Source organism: Microbulbifer sp. ABF4_148, assembly GCF_056158985.1.
Genome location: NZ_JBSWUI010000001.1, coordinates 1,177,910 through 1,191,978, shown reverse-complemented (window position 1 = coordinate 1,191,978; position 14,069 = coordinate 1,177,910). Strand labels below are relative to the sequence as shown.

Annotated in this window: 10 protein-coding genes; 6 read left to right on the top strand and 4 right to left on the bottom strand. The window is 60.5% G+C overall.

Annotation, left to right across the window (positions count from 1 at the left end; translation table 11 throughout):
- Window positions 1-7: 7 nt before the first annotated feature.
- From ACXAD0_RS05220 to tfpB, 3 genes are all read right to left on the bottom strand, one after another.
- Complete coding sequence (locus tag ACXAD0_RS05220; protein ID WP_475087302.1) at window positions 8-958, bottom strand: branched-chain amino acid transaminase; 951 nt, start codon at window positions 956-958, stop codon at window positions 8-10.
- 121 nt (window positions 959-1,079) lie between these two features.
- Complete coding sequence (gene glnE / locus ACXAD0_RS05215) at window positions 1,080-3,959, bottom strand: bifunctional [glutamate--ammonia ligase]-adenylyl-L-tyrosine phosphorylase/[glutamate--ammonia-ligase] adenylyltransferase (RefSeq protein ID WP_475087301.1); 2,880 nt, start codon at window positions 3,957-3,959, stop codon at window positions 1,080-1,082.
- A 40-nt stretch (window positions 3,960-3,999) separates the two neighbouring features.
- On the bottom strand, window positions 4,000-5,775 hold the full coding sequence (tfpB, locus tag ACXAD0_RS05210; RefSeq protein WP_475087300.1) for a type IV pilus assembly ATPase TfpB: 1,776 nt from the start codon (window positions 5,773-5,775) through the stop codon (window positions 4,000-4,002).
- Between the two features lie 155 nt (window positions 5,776-5,930).
- Between tfpB and ACXAD0_RS05205 the strand changes: the two genes are divergently transcribed.
- The 3 genes from ACXAD0_RS05205 (at window position 5,931) to ACXAD0_RS05195 (ending at window position 8,780) form a co-directional block, all read left to right on the top strand.
- Window positions 5,931-6,608 (top strand): TIGR00153 family protein, encoded by a 678-nt coding sequence (locus ACXAD0_RS05205; RefSeq protein ID WP_475087299.1) that lies wholly within the window; start codon window positions 5,931-5,933, stop codon window positions 6,606-6,608.
- 12 nt (window positions 6,609-6,620) lie between these two features.
- Window positions 6,621-7,895 (top strand): inorganic phosphate transporter, encoded by a 1,275-nt coding sequence (locus tag ACXAD0_RS05200; RefSeq protein ID WP_475087297.1) that lies wholly within the window; start codon window positions 6,621-6,623, stop codon window positions 7,893-7,895.
- An 87-nt stretch (window positions 7,896-7,982) separates the two neighbouring features.
- Window positions 7,983-8,780, top strand: coding sequence for a PhzF family phenazine biosynthesis protein (locus tag ACXAD0_RS05195; RefSeq protein WP_475087296.1), 798 nt, complete (start codon window positions 7,983-7,985; stop codon window positions 8,778-8,780).
- A 15-nt stretch (window positions 8,781-8,795) separates the two neighbouring features.
- Here the strand turns inward: ACXAD0_RS05195 and ACXAD0_RS05190 are convergent, their stop codons facing one another.
- Window positions 8,796-9,266 carry a hypothetical protein gene (locus tag ACXAD0_RS05190; RefSeq protein ID WP_475087295.1) on the bottom strand — a complete coding sequence of 157 codons (471 nt, stop codon included), beginning with the start codon at window positions 9,264-9,266 and terminating at the stop codon, window positions 8,796-8,798.
- Window positions 9,267-9,401: 135 nt separating this feature from the next.
- Here ACXAD0_RS05190 and argE point away from each other — a divergent pair, with 135 nt between their 5' ends.
- The 3 genes from argE to ilvD all read left to right on the top strand — a co-directional run bounded on the left by argE (window position 9,402) and on the right by ilvD (window position 13,963).
- Window positions 9,402-10,565: an acetylornithine deacetylase gene (gene argE / locus ACXAD0_RS05185; RefSeq protein WP_475087294.1), complete on the top strand. Its 1,164-nt coding sequence runs from the start codon at window positions 9,402-9,404 to the stop codon at window positions 10,563-10,565.
- A 106-nt stretch (window positions 10,566-10,671) separates the two neighbouring features.
- On the top strand, window positions 10,672-11,985 hold the full coding sequence (gene argA / locus ACXAD0_RS05180; RefSeq protein WP_475087293.1) for an amino-acid N-acetyltransferase: 1,314 nt from the start codon (window positions 10,672-10,674) through the stop codon (window positions 11,983-11,985).
- Window positions 11,986-12,127: 142 nt separating this feature from the next.
- Entirely contained in the window at window positions 12,128-13,963 is a 1,836-nt protein-coding gene (gene ilvD / locus ACXAD0_RS05175; RefSeq protein WP_475087292.1) for a dihydroxy-acid dehydratase, read from the top strand.
- Window positions 13,964-14,069 lie beyond the last annotated feature (106 nt).

Here is a 14,069-nt window from a genome sequence, read left to right as displayed (position 1 = left end):
AGGCGAATCAGGCGATGCGCGCCGCTTCAACAGTGTCCGTCACCGGTGACAGCCAACCAGCATGGGCAGCACTGCGCCCCTGCACCACGTCGAAGTAGAGGCTCTGCAGGCGACGGGTAATCGGGCCGCGGCGACCGGCACCGATGGTGCGACCATCGAGCATACGGATTGGCAGCACCTCGGCCGCCGTGCCAGTGAAGAAAGCTTCATCGGCAATATACACTTCGTCGCGCGTAATTCGCTTTTCGACAACTTGATAACCGCACTCCTTGGCCAACTCGATGACCGAATTGCGGGTAATGCCGTCGAGGCACGACGTCAGCTCCGGGGTATACAGTACGCCGTCAGTGACGATAAAGACGTTCTCGCCACTACCCTCGGCCACGTAACCTTCCGGGTCCAGCAATAGCGCTTCCTCACAACCGTTGCGAATCGCTTCCTGCAACGCCAGCATGGAATTGATGTAGTTGCCGTTGGCTTTCGCCTTGCACATGCTGATATTGACATGGTGGCGGGTGTAGGACGACGTGTTGACCTTGATGCCCAGCTCGCGGGCTTCCGGGGTCATGTAGCTCGGCCACTCCCAAGCGGCGACAATCACATGGGTCTGCAGTGCATCGGCACGCAGTCCCATGCCTTCCGATCCGTAAAACACCATCGGGCGAAGGTAAGCTTCACGCAGATTGTTTTCACGCACCACCAGACGCTGTGCTTCATTGAGCTGTTCGGCGTCGTAAGGCATTGCCATGTTCATGATCTTGGCAGACCGGAACAGGCGGCGGGTGTGGTCGTGAAGGCGGAAGATGCTGGCTCCCGCCTCGGTTTCATAGGCGCGGACGCCCTCGAACACACCCATGCCGTAGTGCAGTGTATGGGTCAGCACATGCACGCGCGCATCTCGCCAGGGAACCAGTTCACCATCAAACCAGATCAGGCCGTCGCGATCGGCAAAAGACATGGGGTTTCTCCTACAAAAAATCTATGCCCAGCCAACAGTCGCGCTGTGCCCCCCCTTCGGGGTGCGGGCAGCAGCAGGCGCTGGAGGCGGGGAGCCATGAAAAACTGTTTACTTGTGCAGGTCAGCTCTGCTCGAGGCCCGTCTCGCGGCCAAGCAATTGCTGCCAGTTTGTTTGCACGGTCTTTCTTTCCGCTTTGAAGTGGTCACCGGTTACCACTCCCGGCAGCTGTTGTAATGCCAGGCGGTGACCTTCAGATCGGTAGGCTTTGTAGGCGTCGATCAAATGTCCGGCTTGGTTAGCGGACATCAGGCCTGCCTCACTGAGGCTATCGAGAATGCGGATGTTGTCGGTATAACGCACAATCTCTGGCGCGCTCTGCGCCCAGGCCAAGGCCGCATATTGAACCATAAATTCAATATCGACAATACCACCCGCACCGTGCTTGAGGTCGAATGTTTCCTCATTGCTCTTATCGAGGTGCGCACGCATCTTATTGCGCATCGCCACCACCTCTTGGCGCAAATTTCCCTCATCACGAGGCTCACAAAGCAATGTTCGTCGCAGTGCGGCAAAAGCATCCTGCAACCTGGCACTACCGGCCACCGGCCGCGCACGCACCAATGCCTGATGCTCCCAGGTCCACGCACTTTCCCGCTGGTACTTTTCAAACGCGGCAAGGGATGTCACCAGCAAGCCCGAATTCCCCGAGGGGCGCAAACGGGTGTCCACCTCGTACAGTGGACCACTCAATGTCCGGGTCTGGAGGATATGGATCAGCCGCTGGGCCAGCCTGGTATAAAAAATCTGGCTGTCGATGCTGCGCTCACCGGACGTGGTCCCATGGGGCTGAGCGTCATGCACAAAAACAATGTCCAGGTCGGAGCCATGCCCCAGCTCGAGTCCGCCGAGCTTGCCGTAGGCAATAATGGCAAAGCGAGGATCTTCTGCAGACGCATCCACTGGCATGCCATGCTTTTCCACCATCTGCGCCCAGGCCAGCTGCAACGACTGCTGCAGGATGGCTTCCGCCAGCCAGGTGAGGGAATCACTGACCTTCATCAGTGGCAGCGCACCACTGACCTCCTGCGCGGCGATACGCAATCCCTGGCTTTGCTTGAAGTGACGCAAGCCCTCCATCTGCGCCTCGAGGTCATCCGGTTCAATGCGCAACATCTCGCGGCGCAGCTCGTCGGCAATATCGGCCGGTGTTGCCGGCGCCAGCAAACGGCGGGGGTCGAGCAACTCGTCAAGCAAGATTGGATGGCGCGCCAGCTGATCCGCAATCCATGGGCTGGCACTGCACAGGCGCAACAGCAGGTCCAGCACCGGCGGATTTTCATTGATCAACACCAGGTAGGCGCTGCGCCGCAGAACCGCCCGCACCAGGGGCAATACCCGCTCGAGCGCCAATACCGGTTGCGTGTGCTGTGCTGCGGTGGCCAATAACAGCGGCATAAACTGGTCCAACCGCGCACGCGTATCACTCGGCAAAGCCGCTACGCTGCGCTCGCCGGCGAGGTCGGACAACAGTTTCAGCGCCTGTTCTGCCGGATGGAATCCCGCATGCTGCAGGGTCTGTAGATTGGATTCCTGATTCAGCGCACTGGCACAACTCGCCCAGACGCTATCCCACTCCTCCACAGCCTCCGGTCCGGCAATTTCCTCTGGTGGAGAAATCACCGCGTCAAATTCCCGTGCGATGGAGGCCCGCGCTTCCGCGAGTTCTTCCTCCAGCGCCGGCCAACCGGAGCGGCCCAACGCAAATGCCAACTGCGCGAGGCGCTCAGGCTCTGTCGGCAAATCCTGGGTCTGCTGATCCCGATCTGCCTGCAAGGCGTGTTCCACGCGGCGCAGCAACAGGTAAGCCTGCGCCAACTCATCCGCGACGCCCGAATCCAGATGGGCATCCGCCTCCAACAGCGGCAACAGCTTTAACAAACTGCGCTCGCGCAAAGCCGGCTCGCGTCCGCCGCGAATGAGCTGGAAAGACTGCACGATAAATTCAACTTCGCGGATCCCGCCCCGCCCCAGCTTGATGTTGCCGGTGAGTCCGCGCGCGCGCACCTGGCGCTGAATCAGCGCTTTCATTTCACGCAGGGCATCAATGGCACTGAAGTCGATATAGCGCCGATAGGTAAATGGCCGCAGCATCTCCATCAATTCTGCGGCGTCTTCCTCGTTGCCGGCCAGGGGACGCGCCTTGACCATGGCGAAGCGTTCCCACTCCCGCCCCTGGGTCTGGTAGTAATCCTCGAGGGCGGCGAAGTGGCTGACCAGCGGGCCGCTATCGCCGTAGGGCCGCAGGCGCATATCCACACGAAACACGAAGCCGTCAGCGGTCATCTGGTCGAGGGATTTGATCAGGCGCTGCCCCAGCCGCTGGAAAAAGGCCTGGTTCTCGAGGCTCTTGTCGCCATCGGTGGCACCGGGTTCTGGATAGGCGAAAATCAGGTCGATATCGGAGGAGAGATTCAACTCGTGGGCACCGAGCTTGCCCATGCCCAGTACCAGCAGCGACTGCGCACGCCCGTTGGCATCGCGCGGCTCACCATAGGAAACCGTGAGATTGCGATGATGCCAGGCGAGCGCTTCGCGAATGCAGGTATCCGCCAGGTCACTCAGGCGAGCGCAGACCCGTGGGATATCCCACTGCCCGGCGAAATCGCGCCAGATCACCTCAGCCACCACGCGATTGCGCAACAGGCGCAACTCGCGGTCCAGCTCCTCCTGCGAGGTGCTACTGCGCAAGTCGCCGGGCTCGAGCCCCAGGTCGTCCTGCCGCACCAGTGCCAGCAACAGTGTCGGCTGACGACAGCACTGGGTCACAAAAAACTCCGATCCGATGAACACCCGCGCCAAACGGGAGCGCATCTGCTGATCGTGCTGTGCCAACTCAGCCAGCTCTGCGCACAGCACTTCATCCGCCGCCTCACACCAACGCTGCCAGCGTTCCTGCAACACCGGCAACAGTTCTGCGGGACAATCCTGATCGGTAAACACTCGGGGCTCTTCCTTAACTTCCCAAAAACCAGCGGCGTGGTTAAAACGCAATATCCGGTGGCGGCGCCACCCGCAAGACTTCGGCCACCGTGGTCAGGCCGGCCGCCACTTTGCGTGCGCCCGACAGGCGCAAACTATTCATCCCCTCGCGCATCGCCTGATGGCGCACCTGCTGCAGATCGCAGTCCGCCGTCACCAGCGACTGCACCGCCTCGGTAAACGGCAGTATTTCGTAGATACCCTGCCGACCGCGATAGCCGGTATTGCGGCAATCGAGACAACCTTCCGGACGATAGACGGTTTCGGGGCGCGGCGCCTTCCACGGGCGCGTCAGCGACTGCCAGTCTTCCTCGGAGACCGTATCCGGCTGCTTGCAGGAAGGGCACAGCGTACGTACCAGACGCTGGGCCATCACCCCCAGTACCGTGGACTTCAACAGGTAATGGGGCAGCCCCAGATCCAGCAGGCGCGTCACGGCGGTGGGGGCGTCGTTGGTATGCAGGGTGGAAATCACCAGGTGACCGGTCAGCGCGGCCTGCACCGCCATCTGCGCGGTCTCCAGGTCGCGAATCTCACCCACCATGATGATATCGGGATCCTGACGCATCAGGGTGCGGATGCCCGCCGCGAAATCCAGGCCAATCGAGTGGTGTACCTGGGTCTGGTTAAAGCTGTCCTCGACCATTTCGATCGGGTCTTCGATGGTCGACACATTCACCGCACTGGTGGCCAGCTGCTTGAGGCCGGTGTAAAGCGTGGTGGTTTTACCGGAACCGGTCGGACCGGTGACCAGCACAATGCCATTGGGGCGCGACAACATGGTTTGCCAGCGCGCCAGATCGTCGCCGCCGAGACCGAGATCACTATAGGAACGCGCCAGCACCTCCGGATCGAAAATCCGCATCACCAGCTTTTCACCAAATGCCGTGGGTAAAGTGGAAAGACGCAGCTCTACTTCGCTGCCGTCGGGGCGCTTGGTTTTGATGCGGCCATCCTGTGGCTTGCGCTTCTCCGCGACATTCATACGCCCGAGAATTTTCAGGCGGCTGGTGACCGCCGCATTGACCTCATCGGGCAGTTCATGGATCGGGTGCAACACCCCATCGATCCGGAAGCGGATGCGCGCCAGGCCACGGCGGGGCTCGATATGGATATCACTGGCGCGCTGGTCGAAGGCATGCTGCAACAACCAGTCGACGATATTGACGATATGCTGGTCGTTGGCTTCCGGGTCCTTGATGTTGCCGAGCTCAAGCAACTGCTCGAAGTTGCCGGAGGCGGAAGTGCCACCGCTACCGGATGCGCCGGAGATCGAGTTCGCCAGTGCATAGAACTCGACCCCATAGCGGAGAATATCTGCCGGGTCGGCCACCACCCGCTCCACGCGCCGGCCACTGGTGTGCTCGAGCTGCTCTTCCCAGCCACCACTGAACGGCTGGGCGGTGGCAACTACCAGCGTCTCGGGCCCGGCCTCGACACACAGGATCTGGTGGCGTTTGGCAAACTGGAAACTCATCACCTGGGTGATCGCGGCCACATCCACCTTGAGCGGATCGATATGCACCAGTCGGTGCTCGCTCTGCTCGGCCAGCCACTGACTCAGCGACTCGGCTGTCAGTACTCCACCCGGACCGGACTGGTCCGTCAGCTCGCAGCTGGCGATATAGCTGAGGGGGTGCATCTGCGCCTGTTCGGCGGTGCGCGGCGTGCCAATCAGGCCATTGGCGTCCTCACGGCTGATACGCCCCTGAGACACCAGATCCTCCAGCAAACCGCGCAGATCCAGTACCCGCTCCACTACTTTTCCTGGTGCCATAGGAAGAGTCCTATCATCTATTCTTTTCGTTGTCCGATGGCGCATTGTAGCCCGTTCACCGTCTGGTGAAAGTGCGCCAGTTATCCCGAATTACCCCATTCTGCCTACTTGCGGTACCATGCCGCCAAAATTGCACCCAGACCAAGGAGCTATCCATGCCCCTGTCCAACATTGCCAACCTGTTTGGCCGCTCCCCGATCAAGCCGATCAAGGAGCATATGGCCACGGCCCATGAGGCCTCGGCCGACCTGGTCCCGTTCTTCACTGCGTTGATGAAGGGCGACCTGGAGACCGCCGAACAGGTTCAGCTGCGGATCTCCGCCAGTGAGAACCGCGCGGACGACATCAAACGGGATCTGCGCCTGCACCTGCCGGACAGCCTGTTTATGCCGGTATCCCGCTCTGACCTGCTGGAACTGCTGCACGCCCAGGATGAAGTCGCCAATACCGCCCAGGATATCGCCGGGCTCGCGATTGGCCGCAAGATGGAAATCCCCTCAGCACTCCAGTCGCAGATGGAAACCTTTGTCGCCAGCGCCGTGGCCACCTCGGCCCAGGCACTGCGCGCCATCAACGAGCTGGACGAGCTGCTGGAAAGCGGCTTCGCCGGTCGCGAAGTGGATATCGCCCAGCGCATGACCGAAGAGCTGGACGATCTGGAGCGCCGCTCCGACAAGCTAGAAGTGGAAATCAGGGCGGCACTGTTCGCCATCGAGAAGGACCTCCCACCGGTAGACGTTATGTTCCTCTACCGGGTCATCGAATGGGTCGGTGAACTCGCCGATCGCGCCCACAGCGTGGGCAACCGTTTGCAGTTGTTATTGGCACGCTAAGGGAGCGTCATTGTGGAAATCCTAAACGAATACGGCATGATCCTGCTGATTATGGCCTGCGCCTTCGGCTTCTTCATGGCCTGGGGTGTCGGTGCCAACGACGTGGCCAATGCCATGGGCACCTCGGTGGGCTCCCGCGCACTGACCGTCAAGCAGGCGATCCTGATCGCCATGGTCTTCGAATTTGCCGGTGCTTACCTTGCCGGTGGCGAGGTAACCGCCACTATCCGCAAGGGCATCATCTCCTCGGATATCTTTACCGACCAACCCGAATTACTGGTGTACGGCATGCTTGCCGCACTGCTCGCTGCGGGCACCTGGCTGCTGATCGCCAGTGTCTTTGGCTGGCCGGTTTCCACCACCCACTCGATTGTCGGCGCCATTGTCGGCTTCTCGGCGGTGGGCATTTCTGTGGATGCGGTGGCCTGGGGCAAGGTCGGCACGATCGTGGCAAGCTGGGGGGTGTCGCCGCTGCTGGCGGGTACCATCTCCTTCCTGCTGTTCCGCAGTGTACAGAAGCTGATTCTCAATACGGAAGACCCCTTCATTAACGCCAAGCGCTACATCCCCTTCTACATGTTTGCCGTGGGCTGGATGATCGCCATGGTGACCCTGACCAAGGGCCTGAAGCATGTCTTTAAAGATGCCAATATCCAGCTGTCCTTCCTGCAGGACGCTGGCATCGCGGCGATTGTCGGCCTGATTGTCATGGCGGTTGGTATTGCCCTGATGAAGCGGGTCAAGCGCGATCCGGCGCGGGAGAAAGACAATCGCTTCGCCAATGTGGAGCGCGTGTTTGCCATCCTGATGATCTTCACCGCCTGCGCCATGGCCTTTGCCCACGGCTCCAATGACGTCGCCAATGCCGTCGGCCCGCTGGCGGCAGTCGTCAACACCGTGCAGATGGGGGCGGTGACTGCCAAGGCCACCATGCCTTCCTGGATCCTGCTACTCGGTGGTATCGGTATCGTGGTTGGTCTGGCGACTTACGGCTTCCGCGTGATGGCGACGATCGGCCGTAAAATTACCGAACTGACGCCGAGCCGCGGTTTCGCTGCGGAACTGGGCGCGGCGGCCACCGTCGTTCTGGCCTCCGGTACCGGCCTGCCCATCTCCACCACCCACACCCTCGTGGGCGCTGTTCTGGGTGTCGGCATGGCCCGCGGTATTGGCGCGCTGAACCTGCGCATGATCAGCACCATTGCGGCGTCGTGGGTAGTTACCCTGCCGGCAGGTGCCGGTCTGGCGATCATTTTCTTCTTCCTGTTCAAGGGCATCTTCGGCTGACCCTAGCCAGACAGGCAAGACACTGATAAAAGGGGGAAGCGGGAAACCGCTTCCCCCTTTTTTTCGACCACAAGATAAGGATTGCTCGTGGACCTGCCCATTTATTACGCCGATGCCTTCACCTCAACACTCTTCGGGGGTAATTCTGCCGCACTGGTACCGCTGGATACTTGGCTGCCGGACGACCTGCTACAGGCGATTGCCGCAGAAAATAACCTGGCGGAAACGGCGTATATTGTCGCCGAGGGCGAAGGCTTTGCCCTGCGCTGGTTTACCCCGGCGGTAGAGATTCCCCTGTGTGGCCACGCGACCCTGGCCACAGCCCACCTGCTGTGGACCGAACTGGGATATCAAAAGGATGACATCCGGTTTTCCACCATGAGTGGTGAACTCAAGGTAACCCGCTCGGCCGACATCATCGCGCTCGATTTCCCGGCCCAGCAACTGCAACCGGTCGAGCTGCAGCAAGCCTTCAGCCACGCCATTAACGCCACGCCACTGCGCGCGCTGGAACAGGTGGGGGGCAATGACTTCCTGATGCTGGAATTTGCCAGCGCCGACGAAGTGGCAGCACTGGCACCCGACATGACCGCGGTCGCGGCGCTGCCATACAACGGTGTCATCTGCAGTGCCCCCGGGCAGGGCTTCGACTGTGACATTGTCAGCCGCTTTTTTGCACCCGCCATTGGTATTAACGAGGATCCAGTAACCGGCTCCGCACACACCCTGCTGGTACCTTACTGGGCAGAGAAACTTGATCGGACACACCTGCAGGCGCGCCAGATCTCGGCACGTGGCGGGGAGCTTGACTGTGAGCTGATGGGGGAACGGGTCATCATGCGCGGCAAGGCTGTCACTTATCTGCGCGGCACCATTTCCGTTTAACCCCAGAAGCCTGTGTTACCAGTAATGGTAATGCAGGCATTCGTTGCGACCGGGCCCTCGCAGGCGCCAGATGATTTCCAACTGATCCGCGTGCATGAGCAACTGTACCTGGTAATTTTCTTTCTCTGAACCCGCATTTAGCTGCCCGGCAAAACCCTGTTCGGTCACCGGCACCAACTCGAGGGAGAACGCCGGCAAGCTACCCTGCAAATTTTGCAGGCACAAACCGTTTTCCAACAATGACCACTGATAAACGTTTTGCAGGGATAATTTCTGCCCGGCAGCGTTTTGAAACGACAATTGATCGACCTGGATGATGGCGCTGACATTGGCTTCGGCAGAATCGACAGCGCGCACCTCGACCGAGCCGCGACCATGCCCGCGCCAATCCGTGTCCGACCCGGGACCATTGCTGGCATTCAGCGACACTTCCCGCAGCTTTGCCAGACGCTGCCACAGCTGTGATATGACCCGCGAACCCGCCATGCATCATCCAGTCGACTTTAACGCCAGATCGTTCGTGTTAATTTCCCGGCCCTGACCAAGTGTATGCAACCCCACGGGTCGCTGCCGCACAGGCAAACTGCTACCCTGTTCGCGACCGTCAACAAGGAAGCCGTCATGGTCAGTCGAAGCGTTCCCTCGCTCAAGCAGCAACTACAGCAACTGGTCGCCTCGCCAAGTGTCAGTGCCACCGACCCGAAACTCGATATGGGTAATCGCGGCGTGGTGGAATTACTCGCCGGCTGGCTGGAAACCCTCGGATTTGCCGTCGAGCTACTGCCGCTGCCGGGGGCGCCCGACAAGGTCAACCTGATTGCGACACTGGGTGGTGATGGCGCAGCCGACGGTGGTCTGGTGTTGGCGGGGCACACGGATACGGTGCCCTACGATGACGGTCGCTGGCAGTCGGACCCATTTGCGTTACAGGAGCGGGATAACCGCTTTTATGGGCTCGGCAGTACCGATATGAAGGGCTTCTTCCCGATCGCCATCGAGGCCGCCAAGGCCTTTATCGACAAGCCTCTACGCAACCCCCTGATTATTCTCGCCACTGCCGACGAAGAAACCTCCATGGCGGGCGCGCGGGCACTGGTGGCCGCGGGCAAACCCAAAGCCCGCTACGCAATTGTCGGTGAACCCACCGGACTGCAACCCATCCGCATGCACAAAGGCATGATGATGGAATCACTGCGCATCGTCGGCCAGTCGGGCCACTCCTCCAACCCGGCCTATGGTGCGAGTGCACTGGAGGCCATGTACCGCGCCATGGGCGAGTTGATGGCGATCCGCGCCGAATGGCAAGCGCAATACCAGAATCCGGGTTTCGAAGTCGAAGTGCCCACCATGAACTTTGGCTGTATCCACGGCGGCGACAACCCCAATCGGATTTGCGGCGCCGTGGAACTCCAGTTTGATGTTCGACCGCTACCCGGAATGAAGCTCGAAGACCTGCGGGCAGAGTTGTCCCGCCGCCTGTCTCCACTGCTGACCGACAAAAAAATCCAACTGGAATACAGCCCGATTTTTGCCGGCACCGAAGCATTCCAGCAAGATGCCAGCAGTGAGCTGGTGCGCATTGCCGAGCAGCTCACCGGCAAGCAGTCCGATAGTGTGGCCTTTGCCACCGAAGCGCCGTTTTTCCAGCAGATGGGCATGGACACCATCGTGCTTGGCCCCGGTGATATCGACCAGGCCCACCAGCCCGACGAATATCTGGGGCACGAGCGTATCAACCCGATGGTGGAGATCCTGCAACAAACCATCGCGCGCTTTTGCCTGTAAAGCAGCGACGCGAGGTCGGCGCCGGTTTCACTTACCCGCCAGACTGCGCTAACCTGCGGGTCACTCGGTACATTTGACACTTTCTCCGATCTGACGGAACAGGATCGTGACGCACGATAACGCCTCTCTGAATTGGTTTCGCCACGCTGCGCCTTACATCAATGACCTGCGCGGCCGCACCCTGGTCATTGCCCTGCCCGGCGATGCACTGGCGCATGCAAATTTTCGCAATCTGGTGCACGACCTCGCACTGCTGGCGAGCTTGGGCGTACGCCTGGTCGTCGTGCATGGTGCCCGTCCGCAGGTAAACGCGGCGCTCGACGCACAGGGGCTGAGCAACCAGTTCCACGGCAATGCCCGCATCACCGATCGCGATACGCTGGAAGTCATCAAAGCCGCGGTGGGCAAACTGCGCTTCGATATTGAAGCGGCTTTTTCACAGGGCTTGCCGGACAGTCCCATGGCCCGCTCTGCGCTGAAAGTGATCTCGGGCAATTTCGTTACTGCGCGGCCAAGCGGCGTGCTCGACGGCGTGGACCTGCGCTGGACCGGGCAGGTGCGGCGTATGGAAGTAAACACCATCAATCTGGCGCTGGACCAGGGCGCGCTGGTGCTGTTGTCACCACTGGGGACTTCACTGACTGGCGAACTGTTCAACCTGAATTATCTGGACCTGGCTGAATCCGCGGCACGCTTCCTCGATGCAGAAAAACTTGTGCTGTATCGCGAACCGCCACAGCTGCTCGTCGACGGTGCAGTGGTCAACGAACTCAGCCTGGCACAGGCCGAGCATGCGGCAGAAAAAGTCGACAGTGAATCCCTGCGCTGTGCCGTGCGCGCGTGCAACGCGGGCACCCCGCGTGTGCATCTGCTGAGTTTTGCCCACGACGGAGCGCTGGTGCAGGAGCTGTTCCGCCGCGAGGGTACCGGCACCATGGTGTACCGCGATAGCTACGAAGTGATGCGGCGCGCGCGCATCACCGATGTGGGCGGTATTCTCGGGTTGATCCGGCCGCTGGAGAAACAGGGTATCCTGGTGCGTCGCTCACGGGAGAAGCTCGAGGCAGAGATCGATCATTTCACCCTGGTGGAAGTGGATGGCACACCAGTGGCCTGTGCAGCCCTCTATCCGATTGTCGATGACAACCAGCAAACCGTCGCTGCCGAAATCGCCTGCGTGGCCATCCATCCGGATTTCCGTGGCGGCGGCCGGGGCGCCAAACTGCTGCAACATGTCGAACGGCAGGCACAGGCACTCGGCATCCACGAACTCTACGTACTGACCACCCAGGCAGAGCACTGGTTTATCGAGCTGGGCTTCAGCCAGGTCGATATTGACGCGCTCCCCACCGCGCGCCAGGCCCTGTACAACGTACAACGCAATTCACGGGTTTTGCGCAAGCCACTGAATCCGCAGTAAACCGACTGCGGATTCTGCGGTTTTGCAGCAGGTCCATCCTAACGTCGGTAGCCAGCCGCCGTGATGGCGCGAAACCATCCCGGATTCCGGCATTTTTTGGTAAGCTGTCGCACCTGTTTTATCAGCCTGCCGGATTCCCGCTATGCCCGAGTATCGCTCCCGTACCTCCACTGCTGGCCGCAATATGGCCGGTGCCCGTGCCCTGTGGCGCGCCACCGGCATGAAAGATGAAGACTTCCACAAGCCGATCATCGCCGTAGCCAACTCCTTTACCCAGTTTGTGCCTGGCCATGTGCACCTGAAGGACATGGGGCAGCTGGTGGCGCGCGAAATCGAGAAGGCCGGCGGCGTAGCAAAAGAGTTCAATACCATTGCCGTGGATGACGGCATCGCCATGGGCCACGACGGCATGCTCTACAGCCTGCCCAGCCGTGAAATTATCGCCGACTCAGTGGAATACATGGTGAATGCCCACTGCGCCGATGCCCTGGTCTGTATTTCCAACTGCGACAAGATCACCCCGGGGATGCTGATGGCATCCATGCGCCTGAATATCCCGGTGATCTTCGTATCCGGTGGACCGATGGAAGCCGGCAAGACCAAACTGGCCGAGCACAAGCTCGACCTGGTAGATGCCATGGTCATCGCCGCAACGGATTCCGCCACCGATGAGGAAGTGGCGGAGTACGAGCGCTCCGCCTGCCCGACCTGTGGCTCCTGCTCCGGCATGTTCACCGCCAACTCCATGAACTGCCTGACCGAGGCCCTGGGCCTGTCGTTGCCGGGCAACGGTACCACGCTTGCCACCCACGCCGACCGCGAGGCCCTGTTCCTGCGCGCTGGCCGCGAGATCGTGTCGCTGGCGAAACGTTATTACGAGCAGGATGACGAAACCGCATTGCCGCGCACCATCGCCAACCGCGCCGCCTTCAATAACGCCATGGCGCTCGACATCGCCATGGGGGGCTCCACCAATACCATCCTGCACCTGCTGGCCGCCGCACAGGAAGGCGAGATCGACTTTACCCTGGCGGATATCGATCGCCTGTCGCGCAAAATTCCTCAACTGTGCAAGGTGGCGCCGAACACGCAGAAGTATCACATTGAAGACGTGCACCGGGCGGGTGGCGTGATGGCCATCCTCGGCGAACTGGAAGCCGGGGGCCTGCTGGATGCCTCCCTGCCCACCGTTCACAGTGCAACCATGGCCGACGCCCTGGCGCAATGGGATATCCGTCGCACGGATGACAAAGCGGTACACGAGTTCTTCCGAGCGGGACCCGCTGGCATTCCCACGCAGACCGCGTTCAGCCAGAGCACCCGCTGGGGGACCCTGGATGGCGACCGCGCAAACGGATGTATTCGCTCGGTAGAGCACGCCTATTCCGCCGAGGGTGGACTGGCGGTGCTGTTCGGCAATCTGGCACCGGATGGCTGCGTAGTGAAGACGTCCGGTGTTGAGGAAGAGCTGTGGCAGTTTGAGGGGCCGGCACATGTTGTCGAAAGCCAGGACACGGCGGTAAAAAATATCCTCGATGGCAAGGTCAAAGAAGGCGAAGCCGTGATCGTGCGCTACGAGGGACCCAAAGGGGGACCGGGCATGCAGGAAATGCTGTATCCCACCAGTTACCTGAAATCCAAGGGTCTGGGCAAGTCCTGCGCACTGATTACCGATGGCCGTTTCTCCGGCGGGACATCCGGGCTGTCCATTGGACACGTATCACCGGAAGCGGCCTCCGGTGGCAACATAGGCCTGGTGGAAGACGGCGACCTGATCCGCATCGACATCCCCTCCCGCACCATCGAAGTGGTGATCGACGATGCGGAACTGCATCGCCGTCGTGAACTGATGAATGCCAAGGATGCCCATGGCTGGAAACCGGTAGAGGAGCGTCCACGCAAAGTCAGTACCGCCCTGAAAGCCTATGCACGGCTGGCAACCAGCGCCGACAAGGGTGCGATACGCGAGCTCGACTGACCCACGCACGAAATGTCGGAAAAAGGGGCGCAACTGCGCCCCTTTTTTATTGGTAATTTTCCACCAACCGCAACGCATTTCGTCATTGCCCTCGGCAGACAATCTG

Excerpts from the sequence above, each read along its gene's own strand:
- ACXAD0_RS05190 (WP_475087295.1), bottom strand. The coding sequence starts at position 9,266 with ATGGCGGGTTCGCGGGTCATATCACAGCTGTGGCAGCGTCTGGCAAAG.
- tfpB (WP_475087300.1), bottom strand. The coding sequence starts at position 5,775 with ATGGCACCAGGAAAAGTAGTGGAGCGGGTACTGGATCTGCGCGGTTTG.
- argE (WP_475087294.1), top strand. The coding sequence starts at position 9,402 with ATGGTCAGTCGAAGCGTTCCCTCGCTCAAGCAGCAACTACAGCAACTG.
- ACXAD0_RS05205 (WP_475087299.1), top strand. The coding sequence starts at position 5,931 with ATGCCCCTGTCCAACATTGCCAACCTGTTTGGCCGCTCCCCGATCAAG.
- ACXAD0_RS05220 (WP_475087302.1), bottom strand. The coding sequence starts at position 958 with ATGTCTTTTGCCGATCGCGACGGCCTGATCTGGTTTGATGGTGAACTG.
- ilvD (WP_475087292.1), top strand. The coding sequence starts at position 12,128 with ATGCCCGAGTATCGCTCCCGTACCTCCACTGCTGGCCGCAATATGGCC.